The 17,082-nt window shown below is 43.9% G+C and carries 17 protein-coding genes; 16 read left to right on the top strand and 1 reads right to left on the bottom strand.

Annotation, left to right across the window (positions count from 1 at the left end; genetic code table 11):
- Positions 1 to 43 precede the first annotated feature (43 nt).
- The 5 genes from pstA to L2730_RS05920 all read left to right on the top strand — a co-directional run bounded on the left by pstA (position 44) and on the right by L2730_RS05920 (position 6,291).
- A complete protein-coding gene (gene pstA / locus L2730_RS05940) occupies positions 44 to 1,696 on the top strand; it encodes a phosphate ABC transporter permease PstA (protein ID WP_248973747.1) in 1,653 nt (550 codons plus the stop codon).
- 31 nt (positions 1,697 to 1,727) lie between these two features.
- Complete coding sequence (pstB, locus tag L2730_RS05935; RefSeq protein WP_020913396.1) at positions 1,728 to 2,546, top strand: phosphate ABC transporter ATP-binding protein PstB; 819 nt, start codon at positions 1,728 to 1,730, stop codon at positions 2,544 to 2,546.
- A gap of 24 nt (positions 2,547 to 2,570) precedes the next feature.
- Entirely contained in the window at positions 2,571 to 3,281 is a 711-nt protein-coding gene (gene phoU, locus L2730_RS05930; protein ID WP_020913395.1) for a phosphate signaling complex protein PhoU, read from the top strand.
- Between the two features lie 486 nt (positions 3,282 to 3,767).
- Positions 3,768 to 5,756: a BCCT family transporter gene (locus tag L2730_RS05925; RefSeq protein ID WP_248973746.1), complete on the top strand. Its 1,989-nt coding sequence runs from the start codon at positions 3,768 to 3,770 to the stop codon at positions 5,754 to 5,756.
- 175 nt (positions 5,757 to 5,931) lie between these two features.
- Positions 5,932 to 6,291 (top strand): YajD family HNH nuclease, encoded by a 360-nt coding sequence (locus tag L2730_RS05920; protein WP_248973745.1) that lies wholly within the window; start codon positions 5,932 to 5,934, stop codon positions 6,289 to 6,291.
- A 59-nt stretch (positions 6,292 to 6,350) separates the two neighbouring features.
- Here the strand turns inward: L2730_RS05920 and L2730_RS05915 are convergent, their stop codons facing one another.
- Positions 6,351 to 6,596, bottom strand: coding sequence for a DUF1289 domain-containing protein (locus L2730_RS05915; protein ID WP_248973744.1), 246 nt, complete (start codon positions 6,594 to 6,596; stop codon positions 6,351 to 6,353).
- A gap of 238 nt (positions 6,597 to 6,834) precedes the next feature.
- On the opposite strand from L2730_RS05915, the gene L2730_RS05910 reads away from it, so the two are divergent.
- The 11 genes from L2730_RS05910 (at position 6,835) to L2730_RS05860 (ending at position 16,900) form a co-directional block, all read left to right on the top strand.
- Positions 6,835 to 8,007, top strand: a complete 1,173-nt coding sequence (locus L2730_RS05910; RefSeq protein ID WP_248973743.1) for a chemotaxis protein — start codon at positions 6,835 to 6,837, stop codon at positions 8,005 to 8,007.
- Positions 8,008 to 8,190: 183 nt separating this feature from the next.
- A complete protein-coding gene (locus L2730_RS05905) occupies positions 8,191 to 9,435 on the top strand; it encodes a methyltransferase (RefSeq protein WP_248973742.1) in 1,245 nt (414 codons plus the stop codon).
- A gap of 260 nt (positions 9,436 to 9,695) precedes the next feature.
- Entirely contained in the window at positions 9,696 to 10,745 is a 1,050-nt protein-coding gene (locus L2730_RS05900) for a 3-oxoacyl-ACP synthase III (protein ID WP_248973741.1), read from the top strand.
- Between the two features lie 75 nt (positions 10,746 to 10,820).
- The gene (locus L2730_RS05895) at positions 10,821 to 11,726 is read left to right on the top strand and encodes an alpha/beta fold hydrolase (protein ID WP_248973740.1); all 906 of its coding nucleotides are present in this window, start codon (positions 10,821 to 10,823) and stop codon (positions 11,724 to 11,726) included.
- A 6-nt stretch (positions 11,727 to 11,732) separates the two neighbouring features.
- Positions 11,733 to 13,439 carry an olefin beta-lactone synthetase gene (oleC, locus tag L2730_RS05890; RefSeq protein WP_248973739.1) on the top strand — a complete coding sequence of 569 codons (1,707 nt, stop codon included), beginning with the start codon at positions 11,733 to 11,735 and terminating at the stop codon, positions 13,437 to 13,439.
- Positions 13,440 to 13,445: 6 nt separating this feature from the next.
- On the top strand, positions 13,446 to 14,552 hold the full coding sequence (gene oleD / locus L2730_RS05885; RefSeq protein WP_248973738.1) for a 2-alkyl-3-oxoalkanoate reductase: 1,107 nt from the start codon (positions 13,446 to 13,448) through the stop codon (positions 14,550 to 14,552).
- 46 nt (positions 14,553 to 14,598) lie between these two features.
- Positions 14,599 to 15,003 (top strand): GFA family protein, encoded by a 405-nt coding sequence (locus L2730_RS05880; protein ID WP_248973737.1) that lies wholly within the window; start codon positions 14,599 to 14,601, stop codon positions 15,001 to 15,003.
- Positions 15,004 to 15,041: 38 nt separating this feature from the next.
- The gene (locus L2730_RS05875) at positions 15,042 to 15,485 is read left to right on the top strand and encodes a hypothetical protein (RefSeq protein WP_248973736.1); all 444 of its coding nucleotides are present in this window, start codon (positions 15,042 to 15,044) and stop codon (positions 15,483 to 15,485) included.
- A gap of 39 nt (positions 15,486 to 15,524) precedes the next feature.
- Positions 15,525 to 15,752 carry an amphi-Trp domain-containing protein gene (locus L2730_RS05870; protein WP_248973735.1) on the top strand — a complete coding sequence of 76 codons (228 nt, stop codon included), beginning with the start codon at positions 15,525 to 15,527 and terminating at the stop codon, positions 15,750 to 15,752.
- Between the two features lie 93 nt (positions 15,753 to 15,845).
- Positions 15,846 to 16,349, top strand: a complete 504-nt coding sequence (locus L2730_RS05865; RefSeq protein WP_248973734.1) for a rod shape-determining protein — start codon at positions 15,846 to 15,848, stop codon at positions 16,347 to 16,349.
- A 47-nt stretch (positions 16,350 to 16,396) separates the two neighbouring features.
- A complete protein-coding gene (locus L2730_RS05860) occupies positions 16,397 to 16,900 on the top strand; it encodes a GNAT family N-acetyltransferase (RefSeq protein WP_248973733.1) in 504 nt (167 codons plus the stop codon).
- Positions 16,901 to 17,082 lie beyond the last annotated feature (182 nt).

Raw genomic sequence — 17,082 nt, 5'->3', positions numbered from 1 at the left:
TTAATCAATAAGAAGTCGCTTGTGGCCGTAAGAGGTTTAGCTAATGGGTAAGTGGTTTAAGTCTGGTTCTCCGTGGATTTGGATGACCAGCGGCGCTGTCAGCGTATGTCTAATTGCAGTACTTGGATTGCTGTTGCTTATCGCATGGCGTGGTTTAAGTTACTTCTGGCCTGCTGATATTTATCAGTGGGAGATAGAAGATCAAAATAATGTGCGCTCCACCATTATCGGTGAAGTTTACGACAGGGAAGAAGTGCCTGTTGAGCGTCTACTTTCTGCTGGTCACACCTTTGATGCGGATGTGGGTGATACCGTTACTCGCTACCTGATTAAAACCGGTAACCGCGAATTCGTCAGCTTAGATTTTCGCTGGGTTATGGAGACTGATATTATTTCGCGTTCTAAGCCTAATGATATCGCGGTGATTGAACGGAGTAAAAATGGCGATTTTTATGGTTACCCTGTTGGGATCATTGAAGATGGTAAACGTTTAACCCCAGATAATATTGAATCTGCTTTTGCTGAACATATCGAGCGTGCAGTCGCGCTAAACGATAAAGCGCTTGATATTCAAAAAGGCGATATTGGCACCATAAACTATGAGCTGGAGAACCTGCGCTTAAAGTCACGCAAATATGAGTTAAATAACGCGCTCACCGAGAGCCGTAAAGCTGACATTGAATCGCAAAGGGCCAAACTTAACGCACAGTATCAGATTGTCGAAAAAGAGTTCTTTGCTCTTAAAACCGAAGCTGGTCGTGACTCTGTCATTATTCGAGACATGCGCGGTGAAGAGGTTGTGCTTAAACTCGATACGATTTTAGATGTCACCTACGCAAATCGACTTGGCATTTTAGGTAAAGTTGGCCACTGGTTCATCGGTATTGGTAAGTTTGTCAGCGATGACCCACGTGAAGCCAATACGGAAGGTGGCGTGTTCCCTGCTATTTTTGGCACCGTATTTATGGTGATGTTGATGGCGGTAATCGTGACTCCGTTTGGCGTTATCGCTGCAATCTACCTGCATGAATACGCTAAGAAAGGACCCGTTACTAAGATGATCCGTATTGCGGTCATTAATTTAGCGGGTGTCCCTTCTATCGTTTACGGTGTATTTGGTTTAGGTTTCTTTGTTTATATGTTTGGTGGCTCGATTGACCAACTGTTTTACCCTGAAGCACTACCAGCGCCAACCTTTGGCTCGCCTGGTGTTATCTGGTCGGCATTAACACTGGCTATTTTGACCTTGCCGGTGGTGATTGTATCGACTGAGGAGGGCTTAAGCCGTATTCCTAGTTCGGTACGTCAAGGTAGTTTGGCACTAGGTGCGACGAAAGCTGAGACTCTATGGCGAATTATTATTCCAATGGCAAGCCCTGCCATTATGACTGGATTAATTTTAGCGGTAGCACGAGCGGCGGGTGAGGTGGCCCCTTTGATGCTGGTTGGCGTGGTTAAGCTGGCACCAACACTGCCTATCGACATGAATTTCCCATTTGTGCATTTAGAGCGAAAGTTCATGCACTTAGGTTTCCATATCTATGATGTTGGATTCCAAAGCCCTAACGTAGAAGCGGCGCGTCCTTTGGTATACGCTACTTCCTTCCTTTTGGTCTCGGTGATTGTGGCGTTAAACTTAACTGCCATTGGTGTCCGAAACCACTTACGCGAAAAATATCGTTCGCTTGAGCATTAATTGACGATTATCCTTAGTGATAGGAAACAACATGATTTCAATAGATCAATCGGTAATGAAGACTGACATGCTAGACCTAGAAAACTTAAGCAAAGAAGATACGGCATTAGAGATCCGTGACTTAAATCTTAAATATGGTGATAAACAGGCACTGTTTGATGTGTCTATGCATATCCCTAAGAAAAAGGTCACCGCCTTTATTGGCCCAAGTGGTTGTGGTAAATCAACGCTACTGCGCTGTATTAACCGTATGAATGACTTAGTTGATAACTGTCATACCAGTGGTGAGATTTTGCTGCATGGTCAGAATATCTACGACAAAAAAGTTGATGTGGCGGCATTGCGTCGTAACGTAGGTATGGTATTCCAGCGCCCAAACCCATTTCCTAAATCGATTTATGAGAATGTGGTTTATGGACTTCGCCTTCAAGGGGTTAATAATCGTCGTGATTTAGATGATGCTGCTGAGCGTTCACTGCGTGGCGCAGCAATTTGGGACGAAGTAAAAGACAGACTACATGACAATGCATTTGGTTTATCTGGTGGTCAGCAGCAGCGTTTGGTTATCGCGCGAGCGATTGCGATTGAACCTGAAGTGTTACTGCTCGATGAACCGACATCGGCACTTGATCCTATCTCTACATTAACCATTGAAGAGTTGATCACTGAACTTAAATCTAAGTACACCGTGGTTATCGTGACCCATAACATGCAGCAGGCTGCAAGGGTGTCAGATCAAACCGCCTTTATGTACATGGGCGAGCTGGTTGAATATGCCGACACCAACACTATTTTTACTACGCCGCGTAAGAAAAAGACCGAAGATTATATTACTGGCCGTTACGGATAAATTGAACTGATAGGGTTTATTGCAATGGAAAACATGAATTTAAATAAACATATCTCTGGTCAGTTTAATGCTGAATTAGATGATATTCGCAACCGAGTATTAACCATGGGCGGCTTGGTTGAACGTCAACTTGAGCAGTCGCTTGATGCGTTAGCGGCACTGGATTCTGAATTGGCGCAAAAAGTGATAGAGGGTGACCATAAAGTTAATGGTATGGAAGTGGCCATTGATGAAGAGTGCACCCGCATTATTGCTAAGCGCCAACCTGCAGCCAGTGATTTGCGTTTGGTGCTGGCTATCTCTAAAACCATTACCGACTTAGAGCGTATTGGCGATGCCTGCGTGAAGATTGCTAAAGCAGCGATGGATAAGCGCTCTAAGAATCAGCAACCACTGTTAGTGAGTATTGAGAACATGGGGCGTCATGCGACTCGGACACTGCACTCAACACTTGATGCACTGGCTCGCATGGACGCTGATGTAGCGCTTGAATTGCATAAAGAGGACATCAAGCTTGATCAAGAGTATGAAGGTATTATTCGTCAATTGATGACTTATATGATGGCCGATCCGCGCTCTATCCCTGAAGTGCTAGACGTACTTTGGGCTGCCCGCGCTGTTGAGCGTGTCGGCGATCGCTGTCAGAACATTTGCGAATACATTATCTATTACGTTAAAGGTAAAGATGTACGCCATATCTCTTATGAAGAGATGGAAAAAGACCTCAATTTTTAACCTTGACGTTTTGCAGACTAGATAGCCTCTGACACGAACGACTTAAATATGAGACCAGCGCCACAGATTGATTGTTGCTGCTGGTTTTTTAGCCTTAAAAACAGCATTTTTCTGTTTTTTTTGTATTTGAGAGCTGGACGAAAACTTCAACTCAGGAAATAATATATTATCGTTGATGAATTTTGTGACCGTTAATCATCAAAGACAAATTCTATTAAATAGCTGGATCAGGCCGTTATGGCAGATTTGGGGTTGAGCTATTCAATGCAATTTGGAATATGTAAGTTGCTCAATAGCTAAACTCACACAGTTTCAGGCTATTGGTTTCATAAGCATTACTTTGGTGAGTACAACTCACGGGCCTAACCACAAAATGATAATCCCGCCAGTGTATTCTTATATTAATCTATAAGCTTCTTATCTCTGGTAGGCCACGTATGCGCCGAGCTAGATAGAAGCGCGTACTTCATTAACTGCGGTAACTGTATGTCGATTAAATCGAGTATTAATCCACCTGTTTTCTTCTCTTCTGTTTTTCTTATTACTGTAATGGTGCTGTTTGGTGCAATTTGGCCAACACAAGCCCAAGAAGTGTTCTCTATTACTAAATCCTGGTTTGAGCTTAAAGCTGGCTGGCTTTATATCTTAGGCGTAGCGATTTTTTTACTGTTTGTTATTTTCGTTATGGTGTCACGGTTTGGTGACATTAAACTCGGCCCAGACCATTCTGAACCCGATTACAGCTATAAAAGCTGGATAGCGATGCTGTTCTCTGCGGGAATGGGTATAGGCTTGATGTTCTTTGGTGTTGCTGAACCTGTGATGCATTATCTTGCGCCACCTGATGCCACCCCAGAGACCATTCAAGCGGCTAAAGATGCGATGAAGATTACCTTCTTCCACTGGGGCATACATGCTTGGGCTATCTATGCTGTAGTTGCATTAAGCTTGGCGTATTTCTCTTATCGTCACAAGTTACCATTGTTACCACGCAGTGCACTTTACCCATTAATTGGTGAGCGTATTTATGGGCCGATTGGTCATGCTGTCGATACCTTTGCGGTATTAGGCACCATGTTCGGTGTCGCAACCTCTCTTGGTTTTGGTGTGCTGCAAGTTAACTCAGGTCTTAATTACTTGTTAGGTGTACCAGTCAACACCTACGTGCAAGTTGGCTTGATTGTGGGGATCTCGATTATCGCGACTTTGTCGGTATTTTCAGGGCTAGACAAAGGAGTTAAACGCTTAAGTGAGCTTAATTTAGGTCTCGCGGTGCTGCTGTTGATTGTTATCATGATATTCGGTCCAACGGTTGAACTGCTGCAGTCGTTTGTGCAGAACACGGGTGGCTACCTAAGCGATATTGTTGGCAAGACATTCAATCTCTACGCCTATGAGCAAAAGAACGATTGGATTGGCGGCTGGACCCTACTTTATTGGGGCTGGTGGATTTCATGGTCACCATTTGTTGGTACCTTTATTGCGCGTGTTTCACGTGGTCGGACTATCCGTGAATTCTTAATCGGTGTGTTATTCGTGCCTTCGGCTTTCACCTTCTTGTGGATGACAGTATTTGGTAATACGGCGATTGACGCCATTATGAATCAAGGTGCAACTTACCTTGCTGATGCGGTGTCTTCAGATGTATCTGTGGCGCTGTTTGTGTTCTTTGAACATATGCCATTCTCTACATTGTTGTCGACCATTGCACTGTGCTTAGTGGTGACATTCTTTGTGACATCATCGGATTCTGGCTCGCTGGTCATTGATAACTTAACCTCTGGGGGCGATCATAATGCACCTGTGTGGCAGCGAATTTTCTGGGCTCTACTGCAAGGAGTTGTAGCATCTGTGCTTTTGCTTGCAGGTGGTTTACAAGCTCTGCAAACGGCTGCCGTCGCTAGTGCCTTACCGTTCTTGATTGTCATGTTATTAATGTGCTTTGGACTATTTAAGGCACTGCAAGATGATTGGCTGAAAATCAGCAGTGTACAGTCACATAACACCAGTGTGCAGTTCACTAAAACCAATGTTAGTTGGGAAGATCATATTGACGTTTTGGTGTCGCATCCAAGTGAAGATGAAGCGCTCGGATTTTTAGATAAAGTTGCCAAACCTGCGCTGAATAAAGCCTGTGAAGCCTTTAATAGCAAAGGCGTCTCGGCGGAGTTATTGAATTTCGAAAACAGAATTCGATTCATCATTGCTAATGAAGAGCATAATGACTTTGTCTATGGCTTGCGGATCCGTGCTTTTAGTATTACCAACCCGGTTGAAAGTGAGGTTGCTGAAGTTGCTGAGGGTGGATCGGAGTATTACCGCGTGGAAGTGTTCTTAGAGCACGGCGGGCAACACTACGATGTAATGGGCTTTACGCAAGAGCAGGTGTTGGCTGACGTGGTAACGCAGTACGAAAAATACTTACATTATTTGCACCTTTCTAGCTCTGAATATATGGGCGACGAGGCAAAGTAACCTAAGTATATATCTCCTGAGTGCCACGGCATTTAGGAGATTGTGTGACTTAAAATAGTCAATGTAATCACGTTGGCCAAACAGTCGAGAAAGCTAGCTTTAGAAGCTTGGGTATAGATGACTTTCAGTGTTAGAATCCAGCTCATAAGTGTTAATTCAAGATGAGATAAAGTGAATGCCTGCACCAGGACAAAGTAAGTTAGATAAAGTACTGGCCGAAGCTAGAGAGTATAAGGCTAAACGTGAAACCGGTTACCGAGAGCAAGCGCTTAAGCTTTACCCTTGGGTTTGTGGCCGTTGTACTCGTGAATTTAACAACGCCAACTTACGAGAATTAACGGTGCATCATCGTGATCATAATCACGATAACAACCCATCGGACGGCTCGAACTGGGAATTGTTATGTCTGTACTGTCATGACAACGAACATTCGAAATTTGAAGAGTTGATTCAGTATGGTGCAACGACAGAAACCAAGGTGGATGCGGCAACCTATAATCCGTTTGCTGACTTGAAAAGCATGCTCAAGAAGTAATCGACTTTATTGAAGAGTCATACATTATAGAAAAAGCCGCATAATGCGGCTTTTTTGTTTTATGTTGAGCTGTTGTCAGCGTCAGCTATTCTAGCCTCAGCTTCTAACCATTTGGCTCGGCTTAAAATCGCGCTATTCTCTCCATCGATCATGTCAGCTTTACGCTGTTTAAGCTTTGACCAGACTTGCGCTTTTCTTTCTTCACTGGCGCTACCCCAACCGACAATTTCGTCAATGTGGCGATAGCATCCCATACAGTAATCATCTTCATTTAGCCCACAACGAGCTACGCAGGGTGATTGCATTTTATTGTGTACTTGTTCGAATTTGCGTCGAAGTGTAAGTTAGCTAGAATTGAGTTACAAGTGAGTGGTTATCTCTTTGATTTGTAATCTAGTAATAACTGACTATTTATCAATTGGTTAAATGAAATTTATTGGTGCATAACTTTACAAGTAGTGCTCAAGCTTAACCAGTGATAGAATCCGCGGAAATCACACTTTAGATATAATATTCAGCATGTTGCAATTTTTTGGAGGCTTTATGAGAGCGATGTATCGCTTTTGCTTTGTCAGTGTTATTGCCGTGTTAGTGGCTGGTTGTTCGCTATTAGAGGTAAAGCTTGAGAGTGGTATTGAACCATTGCCAAAAGATCAGCTAAACATGCGGGTGTTTAGTCGCGATTTTAGTACTGTATTCTACAGCCAAGTGGAAAGTGCGGCTGATATGATAGAGCGAAATAGCGATAGTATTCCAATCAAATCTAACACTTTAATGTGGAAAATTAATGCCGAGCAAAACTTGCAACATACCATCTTTCAAGCATCACCGACCGCAGCGATGGTTGATACATGGGTATTCACCGAACAGATGGCGCAGTTTTTTGAAGCGGGTGCAGGCAAGAATGTATTTGGTGAGCAGCAACAAGCAGCGATTGATGTCAGCAATAGTTTGAGAGACCAGTTTGAACGAACAATTAAAAACTTTGGTGCCAGTAATTTTAAAAAGAATCAAGCATTCGTAAAGCAGTATGTGGCCAAGTATCCGATTAAAGATATGTCGTTTACTCGCCAATCGGCCTTCACCGACTGGCTTGAATATAATGAGATCAATGAGTTTGATGCGGTAACTACGTTTGGCACCGTGCCTGAGGTGATGAGTGATATCTCTGACAGGATGGCAATGATCGCCGAGCAGATGCCAAAAATACTTGGGTGGAAAGCGGAGTTATATGCCCTGCACTCCAATATCAACGCGGAAGAGGTACAAGCAACCTTGATGAGTATTAGTAATACTTCAGCTAAGTTCCAGCAGTTGATGGCTCAAAGCCCTGAGATGATGCAAGCACTGGCAGTTGATCTACGTCGAGAGCTTACACCATTGCTTGAACAGTTAAGTGAGACCACTGACGATAAACTTAGTCAGCTCTCTGTTGAGCGACAAGCATTAGAATTGATGGTTAGAAATGAGCGTGTTGCGCTTGAAACCATGGTTGCCAGAGAAAGGGCTGCGGCGGCTGTTGACTTAGAAGCAATCTCGGAGCAAACGGTTAAAGTGGTGTTTGAAGAGCTCACCAAAACCTTAAAAAGCTTAATCCTCTATTTTGTGCTGTTCTTGCTGGTGGTATTTTTTGCACCACTTGGACTCGGGGTGTGGTTGGGTAAACGCATGCAAATGCGAAGCAGTGACAAGCAGGCTATAAAACCTAGCACGTAGCTGTGATAAGCTAGCGGCAATAATTGTAAGGAGACACAGACTGTGCCTCCTTTTATCGTTTTTGCTACTGACCTATATGCCAGCAAGTATTAAGCCGCGAATATTTAAGTGCTCAATATTAAAGTCGTCAGTATTGAAGTTGCGTGTATTACACTTTCATCGTTGAATTAACCATTATTGAATATGCCGCAAAAAAATAGCCATACACTCAGCTTTGCCGCTCAATTGAAGCAACTTGATCGCTTACTCTGTGCCAGTCGCCCACTGTGGCAGAATCGCAGTTTTGAGTGTACACAGTTACCTTGGGCGGAGACATTTCCGACTCTTGCTGAAACGGTGTGGCAGCTAGCTGACATTGAACTCGATGAAATTGATACTTGTCAGTCACGTCTTAGTGAGTTGCTGTTGCCATCGCTGCAAAAAGATTTATTGGCGAAAGGTAACGATTGGGACTTAAATTTACTGTTGCCGAGCTCGTTTACAACAGCTACCGCCATAGAACCCTTGCTTGATTTTGATGATATGGCTCATTTCAGTGCACATATTAAAGGCCGAAAATGGCAGCAGATAGCCGCATTTTCGGCGAAGATACCGGAAAGTAATCTACCTGTGCTTGAATGGTGCGCAGGTAAAGGTCATCTAGGTCGCTTGATTGCTAAGTTAAATCAGCGCAGTGTTACCAGTTTAGAATGGCAGCAGAACTTATGTGATGCAGGCCAACAGTTCGCCGATAAATGGCGACTGCCACAGCGCTTTATATGCGCTGATGCGTTTGATGCACAGCAACAGCAGCTTAAAAAAGAACAACTTGCAGTGGCGCTACATGCGTGTGGCGATCTACATGTCACTTTGCTTAAACATGCTACACAAGCCGGGACTAAGCAGCTGGTGATATCACCATGTTGCTACCACCTTATTAAGGCTAAGACCTATCAGCCACTGTCTAACGTCGCTAAAGAAAGTGAGCTCTTATTGAGCCGAGCAGATCTGCAGTTGCCACTGCAGCAAAGCACGATAGCGAGTGAGAAACACAAGCAATACCGCTTACAAGAGATGGCGTGGCGACTAGCTTTTGATTCATTACAGCGAGAAATGCGCCAAGTTGACGAGTACCTGCCTGTTCCGGCTATAAAGCAGAGTCAGCTAAATGGCTCTTTTGAGGCTTTTTGTCGCTGGGCTGCTGCTAGCAAACAAGTGGCTTTAAATGAGTCGATAGATTGGGCACATTATCAAGCATTGGGATATGAGCGACAGCGACTGACTCGCCGAATAGATATAGTGGCGCATCTGTTTAGAGCGGTTCTCGAAAAGTGGCTGTTACTTGACCGCGTTTGCTATCTTGAAGAGTGTGGCTACCGAGTTGAGTTGAGTGAATTTTGTGCAAACAGTGTTAGCCCTCGAAATGCGCTAATTAGTGCATTTAAATAGAAAAACTGTAGATTTGTAATTTAATAAGTGCGTAACAAATTGTTTATTAAGTTGTAATTAAGTCTGCTGTGATTGAATTAGGTGTGAAAGTAGTGCCATTTTTATAGAAAAGCCGATGATATAGCGTATTAAAAGGTCTCAGATGTGAGGTTTTTTATTGAATCATCGGCTTTTTCTTGCTCAAATGGCTGGTTAATAATAAATAATTATCTATGTTGGTTGATATTTAACCAATGCAGTGAGCGATTAAATTAAGTTTCATGAAATATTCCCGCGTTTTTATCAATAGCATGGCCTACGAATTAGCGCCTGAAGTTGTCTCGACTTCAGAACTTGAATCTCGTTTAGCGCCGTTATACAAAAAGTTTCGTATCCCAATGGGGCAACTTGCTACATTGACAGGGATCCATGAAAGACGCTGGTGGCCAAAAGGGCATCGACTTTCTGATGGAGCTTTGGCGGCGGCGCATAAGGCAATTAATGAAACTGATGTTCAGATCAGCGATTTAGGCGCGGTGGTTTACACCGGTGTTTGTCGTGATCAACATGAACCTGCTACCGCATGTCGTATTGCCGCTGAATTGGGCGTTTCCAAAGACACCGCCATTTACGATATCAGTAATGCTTGTCTAGGCGTGCTGTCGGGTATCCTTGATATTGCAAACCGTATCGAGCTGGGGCAGATCAAAGCAGGCTTAGTGGTCTCATGTGAATCCGCGCGTCATATTGTTGATATCACTATCGATAAAATGCTGGCTGAACCAACCATGCAGAATTTTGCTCAGTCACTGGCCACGCTAACCGGTGGTTCAGGCGCTGTTGCTGTGTTACTGACTGATGGTAGCTTGGGTTTAAAAGGCGCTCGTCAGCATCAGTTGTTAGGTGCAAGTCATTTGTCTGCACCGCAGCATTACGATTTATGTCAGTGGGGTCTTGAAGAAGCTGGACCACAATTATACCGGGAGTTTATGCGTACCAATGGCGTAGCACTATTGAAAGAGGGTGTCGAACTTGCACGTCATACTTGGACGCACTTCTTAGATCAGCGCGATTGGTTGGTAGAGCAAGTCGATAAGGTGATTTGTCACCAAGTCGGCTCATCGAATCGTCGCAATGTACTTGAAGCACTGAATATTCCAGAAGAGAAAGAGTTTCCTACCTACAAACTATTGGGCAATATGGGCACGGTTTCTTTACCTGTTACCGCTGCGATGGCGCACGATCAAGGTTTCTTGAAAACGGGCGACCAAGTGAGCTTTTTAGGTATAGGCAGTGGCTTAAACTGCATGATGCTAGGGCTGAAGTGGTAATTGAATACACTAGCAGTTAAACACTGCTAGCTAGCCCTACATAGATAAGCTCAGTAAAGAATTATAGGAAGCGTCATGTTAGACACTCTGCACCCATTTAAACGTAATTATTTAGATAGAAACGGCAATAAACTTCAATACGTCAACGAAGGCTCTGGTGATCCTGTTGTCATGGTTCACGGCAATCCAAGTTGGTCGTTCTACTACCGAAATCTTATTAGTGCATTGAGCGACAAGCATCAGTGTATTGTCCCTGATCACATTGGTTGTGGCTTATCTGATAAGCCAGATGATAGCGGCTATGATTATACCCTTAAGAGCCGTATTGACGATCTTGAAGCGCTGCTTGAGCATCTTGATGTAAAAGATAATATCACGCTGGTAGTTCACGACTGGGGTGGAATGATTGGTATGGGTTATGCGGCCCGTTATCCTGAGCGCATTAAGCGTTTGGTGATTTTAAACACTGGCGCGTTCCACCTGCCAGAATCTAAGCCTTTTCCATGGGCGCTATCAATTTGCCGCAATACGTTACTCGGTACTTGTTTAGTGCGTGGTTTTAACGCTTTCTCATCAGCAGCATCCTACGTTGGCGTTAAGCGTAAGCCTATGCATAAAGATATCCGTGAGGCCTATGTCGCGCCATTTAACTCGTGGGCTAATCGTATCTCTACTTTACGTTTTGTACAGGATATCCCGTTAAAACCGGGCGATCGTAACTACGAGATGGTGTCCGACATTGCTGCAAGTTTAGATAAGTTTGCCAAGGTGCCAACCGTTATCTGTTGGGGTCTACAAGACTTTGTATTTGATAAGCACTTCCTTGATGAGTGGAAACAGAGAATGCCCCATGCAACCGTGCATGAATTTGCAGACTGTGGTCATTACATTTTAGAAGATGCATCTGATGAAGTGATTGCGCATGTAAAAACCTTTATCGATGAAAATAGCATTGAAGCTGTCCAAGACTCGGTGGCTTAAAAAACGATGAACAAATCGCTTGAGAGCCAGCAGGTAGGAGCTAACCTTTGTCGTCACTTGGTTAATGCTGCTAACAATACTCCCGACTCTCTTGCGGTTGCGGTGCAACACTCGCATGGCCAGTCCGTTGCGGGCTTAAGCTATGAAGAGATGGACTTTCAAACGCTTAATACCCAAAGTGACCGCATAGCGGCGGCGCTTATTCAGTTTGGGCTAAAGCCCGGTATGAAATCGGTATTGATGGTTACACCGAGTATCGACTTTTTCTGTTTAACTTTTGCGTTATTTAAAGCGGGGATCATCCCTATCTTGGTTGATCCTGGTATGGGGGTTAAAAACCTCAAACAGTGTTTTATTGAAGCAAAACCAGATGTATTTATTGGCATCCCTAAAGCCCATGTTGCTAGGCGTTTATTTGGCTGGGCGAAAGGTAGCGTTAAACACTTAATCACTGTCAGTGGTGGTAAGCTTGCTAGCGTAATAACTGGCGCAGTTCGACTTGAGCATATTGTCAGCCAGGTTACTGAAGATAAACCGTTTGAAATGCAATGGCTCGCAAAAGACGCCATGGCGGCAATATTGTTTACCAGCGGCAGCACTGGCACCCCAAAAGGCGTGGTCTACTCACATAAGATGTTTGAGGCGCAAATTAGCGCACTTAAACATGATTACGCCATTAAAACGGGTGAGCGTGATTTAGCCACGTTTCCGTTATTCTCGTTATTCGGTCCAGCTCTTGGCATGGCTTCTATTGTGCCTGATATGGATGCCAGCAAGCCGATAACCGCAAACCCCGATTTTATCTTTGCTGCCATTGATAAGTATCAGTGCAGCAATATGTTTGTTAATCCCGCGCTAATAGAGCGTTTAGGGCAAGCTGGAAGGCTGACTAATCATCAATTAGGCAGCATTAAACGGGTTATCTCCGCGGGAGCTCCCGCCACGATATCATCAATAAAACGTTTTAGCAGTATGCTCAATCACGATGTTGAGGTGCTTAACTCTTATGGCGCGACTGAATCGCTGCCGTTAAGTAAAATTGGCAGCAAGGCCCTATTTGAGACGACGGATGTCACTGACAATGGTGGTGGGATCTGTGTGGGTAGCCCCATTGATGGCGTTGATATAACTATTATTGATATTGATGAAAGCCCGATTAACCAGTGGCATGATGAGCTAACGCTTGCGGCCAATCAAATCGGTGAAATAGTGGTAAAAGGCCCAATGGTGAGCCGTGCATATTATCAACGAGATAGTGCTACTCAGGCCGCTAAAATCATCGATGGCGATGATGTTCGTCACCGTATGGGCGATCTAGGCTATCTGGACGACAATGGATTGTTATGGATGTGTGGCCGTAAGGCGCACCGAGTTGATGCAACAACCGCTGGTGACAACATACAGCGTTACTACTCTATCCCAACTGAGCGTATTTTTAATACACACCCTGATATTAAACGAAGTGCGCTAGTGGGGGTTACTGTTGCAGGTAACGTAACACCGTTAGTTTGTATTGAACTCAATCAGTCTTTGGCGTGTGCAAACTCAGCGGTATTATATGCTGAGCTTAGACAACTGGCAGAGCAACATAGCTACACCCAAGGGATAGAACGTTTCCTTATCCATGCAGATTTTCCGGTTGATATTCGTCACAACGCCAAAATATTTAGAGAGAAATTGGCCGTTTGGGCCCAGAAACAGATCAAGGAATAGTTGATTGTGTCTGACTATAACGCAAATACTCCCGTGCTAAGTGATTTTGCTCAAGCCGAGCAAGTTGCACTCACCAATTTAAAACAGTACGCATCCCATGCATTTGTGACTGGCGCGGGTGGCTTTTTAGGTAAAGCCATTTGTGAGCGTTTGTTGGCTGTCGGCATTAAAGTGACAGGCTTTGCCCGTGGTGATTATCCGCAGCTCTCTGCAATGGGAGTGACGATGGTCAAGGGCGACCTAGCTGATGAGTCGGCTGTAATGGCTGCGATGCAAAGTTGTGACATTGTATTTCATGTTGCGTCTAAAGCCGGAGTTTGGGGCAGTAAACAAAGCTATTACTCACCCAATGTTGATGGGGCTCAGTACATCATCAACGCGTGTAAAAAGACCAATATCAGTAAGCTTATCTATACCAGTACCCCAAGTGTGACCTTTGCCGGTGTTGATGAAAACGGTTGCGATGAGTCTGCGCCTTATGCTGATAAGTACCTCAATTTTTACGGTGAATCTAAAGCGGTTGCTGAGAAGATGATGATAGCGGCTAATGGTGATGCCACGATAGCTGGTGATAAATTGCAAACGGTATCGTTAAGGCCGCATCTTATTTGGGGACCGGGCGATCCACATTTGGTGCCGCGGGTACTTGAACGTGCCAAAGCGGGGCGTTTAAAGCTTGTGGGTAAGCAAGATAAATTGGTTGATACCATTTATGTCGGTAATGCTGCTTATGCCCATATTTTAGCGGCTGAGAAGTTATGCGTTGCCAGTGCGCACGAAGTACAGGCTAAGTGTGCAGGTAAAGCTTATTACTTGAGTAATGATCAGCCCATTACTATGGCAGCTATGTTAAATAAAATTCTTGATTGCAAAGGCCTGCCAGCTGTTAGTAAGCGAGTGCCTACTGCGGTTGCTTATGGCGTGGGCGCGTTGCTTGAATCGATATATAGCTTATTGGGTAAGACAGAAGAGCCTATCATGACTCGCTTTGTCGCCCGACAACTTTCAACGAGTCACTATTTTGATATTGGTGCTGCTAAGGCTGATCTAGGCTACAACGCGATTGTTAGTATAGATGAGGGTATGCAGCGGCTTAAAAAGTCGTTAGCTTAAAGCTTTATTTCAATCGCATTCAAGTCGCAACTCAAGGAGTAGAGTTATGCAAACAGCCAGCTGCAATTGTGGCCAATTATCCCTATCTGTAAGCGGTGATCCCATTCGGGTTTCCGTGTGTCATTGCAATGCCTGCCAAAAACGTACTGGTAGCGCTTTTGGTGTGCAAGCCCGTTACTCATTAAAGCAAGTCTCTTTTACTGGTGTCAGTCATCACTATCAACGTGTTGGCGATGATGGTGCGACGATAACTTTTGAGTTTTGCCCTCATTGTGGCGGAAATCTGTGGTTCACCATGGATATTATGCCGGACGTGGTTGCTATTCCATTAGGCAATTTTGCCGATGATGCGGTGCATAAATCCCAGCTTGCAGCGCCTAGTGTGGTGGTTTATCAAGACCGCTGTCATGATTGGGTAAAGCTTGAAGGAATTGATGAAGTTTATGATTAATTGAGCTTTATATACTGGTTGCATTTTAAGGAAAAAAAATGAAACATCTCTATTTGCGAATAACGTTAGTAATAGCTGCATTACTTGGTGTTCAAACTTCAACGCTTGCGGCGGACAATCCCTTTGTTGGCAGCTGGCAACTTGTGTCTGGAAAGTACCTTGATGGCAAAGGCAAGTGGATACATTACGGTGACTTGAAATTAAGCGCTATTAAAGTTATCTCAGCCTCCCACTTTAGTTTTACCACCATGAAGAATGTTGGCACTCTTGATAAACCTAAGCAAGAGTTTTGGGCTGCCGGCACTGGCAGCTATACCTATAGTGAAACCGATTATATTGAATACCCACAGCTAAACTCCTTTGGTGTTGCACCAGATAAGCCTTTCGCTTTCACTTATGAGATAAAAGGGGATAAGTGGCAAACACAGCGGGTTGAAAATGGTGAGTTAAAAGAGCAAGAGTTATGGAAGAAACTAGATTGAATGCTGAAGATTGAATTAGCCAACAAAGATAAGGGGTAAATGATGACTGTTAAACCAAAAAGAGATATCGAAAAAGGCTATACAAACGCAGAGTTTGCAGCCAAATTAAGACGTCTAGCTGACGCATTAGAGACTGGTGATAAATTTGAAATACAAATTGCAGGTGAGCGAGTTTATGTGCCTGTTCGCGCGGAGTACACGGTTGAACATGAGCGCAGCGACGATGAAGAAGAGATTGAGTTTCAGATAAAGTGGTCACCAAAGTAGCCACTAACCGCAGTTTTCATTTTTGCTAAGAGAGTTGTGGAAATGGCGCCAGTCGATATTGTAGATAGTGTCGTTTCAACAAAGGATTGATTTATGTTTAGCCGTTTTACCAAAAAGCTCGGCACTACTCTATATGTTCAAATATGGGAAAATCGCATTAGAGCCGTCGATATCGACAGCAATAATGTGTTTGATGAGCAGCCGTTACTTCAGTTTAATAGCTTAAAAAATGGCAAATTGGACGTTGTCGCATTTGGTAACCAAGCCTATGTTGATGCCGTAAATCCGTTTTCTCATCCGAGAACCCTTTTGCGTGATTTTTTTATTGCTGAGCTTTTATTGAAACAGATCATACAAAAACTCGGCGGAAACAAATTGACGTTATCGGCGCCAGTAATCATTGTTCATCCCATGGAGAAAACAGAGGGTGGCTTAACCATGATTGAAATTAGAGCGCTGCGGGAAATGGCGTTAGGCGCAGGGGCTAGAGATGTTGCAGTCTACCAAGGTGAAAATACATTAGCAGCCTCAACAATTGTATTTAAAGATATTGCTCAACATGAAGTTATGGCTGCAGCTGCCAGCAGTCCAATGTGATCAGCAAATATTTGTACATTTAACTAAGCCTAATCTCGGAGGTTCTATTGAAGCTTGTTATCCCATCAGCCGCTTATGAACAGAGTTATCGAGAGTACATTAAAGAGTTGGGCGATGAAGAGCGTTATCCGTTTCCCCTCGATTTCGAGTCCGATGATTTTGAGCAATTGCTCACACGGCTAAATGACTTTGCCCAAGGTATTAACCTACCCGATGGTTATGTTCAAAGCTCCACGCTGTGGTTAGTGGATGATGAACAGATTGTCGGAGTCACTAATATTCGGCATCGCCTCAATGATGCAATTAAATACTGTGGCGGTCATATTGGTTTAGGCATAAGGCCTTCATACCGAGGCAAGGGTATTGGAGTACAGCTAATGCAAATGTCCATTCGCTATCTAGTCCAGATGAATGTGTCGTCTATTCATATTCATTGTCATAAACACAACCTCGCATCAGCGAATATGATAAAAGCCTGCGGCGGAAAGCTTGATTCTGAAATCACCCAAGCTGGATTGGTCGTTCAACGGTTTGTTGTTAAGACTATCTAATCCGCAATTTTAGTATTAAAGATAGGCATACTTGTTGGTTTAGCTAAGTATGATTTAGCGTATATACACCTATTTAACATGTCTTAAAGTAAAATATTTTGGTATTTCAAACTAAATCAAACTAAATCAATTAACTCACAACTGCTAAGCTATAGTCTGTAAAGTGACATGTGACGCGTTTG

The sequence above is a fragment of the Shewanella kaireitica genome, assembly GCF_023284045.1.
GTDB classification, from domain to species: Bacteria; Pseudomonadota; Gammaproteobacteria; order Enterobacterales; family Shewanellaceae; genus Shewanella; species Shewanella kaireitica.
Note: the sequence above shows the minus strand (reverse complement) of the source record. Positions and strands in the feature narration are given on the sequence as shown.

Excerpts from the sequence above, each read along its gene's own strand:
- L2730_RS05900 (WP_248973741.1), top strand. The coding sequence starts at position 9,696 with ATGAAATATTCCCGCGTTTTTATCAATAGCATGGCCTACGAATTAGCG.
- L2730_RS05920 (WP_248973745.1), top strand. The coding sequence starts at position 5,932 with ATGCCTGCACCAGGACAAAGTAAGTTAGATAAAGTACTGGCCGAAGCT.
- pstB (WP_020913396.1), top strand. The coding sequence starts at position 1,728 with ATGATTTCAATAGATCAATCGGTAATGAAGACTGACATGCTAGACCTA.
- L2730_RS05910 (WP_248973743.1), top strand. The coding sequence starts at position 6,835 with ATGAGAGCGATGTATCGCTTTTGCTTTGTCAGTGTTATTGCCGTGTTA.
- L2730_RS05865 (WP_248973734.1), top strand. The coding sequence starts at position 15,846 with ATGTTTAGCCGTTTTACCAAAAAGCTCGGCACTACTCTATATGTTCAA.
- L2730_RS05905 (WP_248973742.1), top strand. The coding sequence starts at position 8,191 with ATGCCGCAAAAAAATAGCCATACACTCAGCTTTGCCGCTCAATTGAAG.
- L2730_RS05895 (WP_248973740.1), top strand. The coding sequence starts at position 10,821 with ATGTTAGACACTCTGCACCCATTTAAACGTAATTATTTAGATAGAAAC.
- L2730_RS05880 (WP_248973737.1), top strand. The coding sequence starts at position 14,599 with ATGCAAACAGCCAGCTGCAATTGTGGCCAATTATCCCTATCTGTAAGC.
- oleC (WP_248973739.1), top strand. The coding sequence starts at position 11,733 with ATGAACAAATCGCTTGAGAGCCAGCAGGTAGGAGCTAACCTTTGTCGT.
- L2730_RS05915 (WP_248973744.1), bottom strand. The coding sequence starts at position 6,596 with ATGCAATCACCCTGCGTAGCTCGTTGTGGGCTAAATGAAGATGATTAC.
- L2730_RS05925 (WP_248973746.1), top strand. The coding sequence starts at position 3,768 with ATGTCGATTAAATCGAGTATTAATCCACCTGTTTTCTTCTCTTCTGTT.
- pstA (WP_248973747.1), top strand. The coding sequence starts at position 44 with ATGGGTAAGTGGTTTAAGTCTGGTTCTCCGTGGATTTGGATGACCAGC.
- L2730_RS05875 (WP_248973736.1), top strand. The coding sequence starts at position 15,042 with ATGAAACATCTCTATTTGCGAATAACGTTAGTAATAGCTGCATTACTT.
- L2730_RS05870 (WP_248973735.1), top strand. The coding sequence starts at position 15,525 with ATGATGACTGTTAAACCAAAAAGAGATATCGAAAAAGGCTATACAAAC.
- phoU (WP_020913395.1), top strand. The coding sequence starts at position 2,571 with ATGGAAAACATGAATTTAAATAAACATATCTCTGGTCAGTTTAATGCT.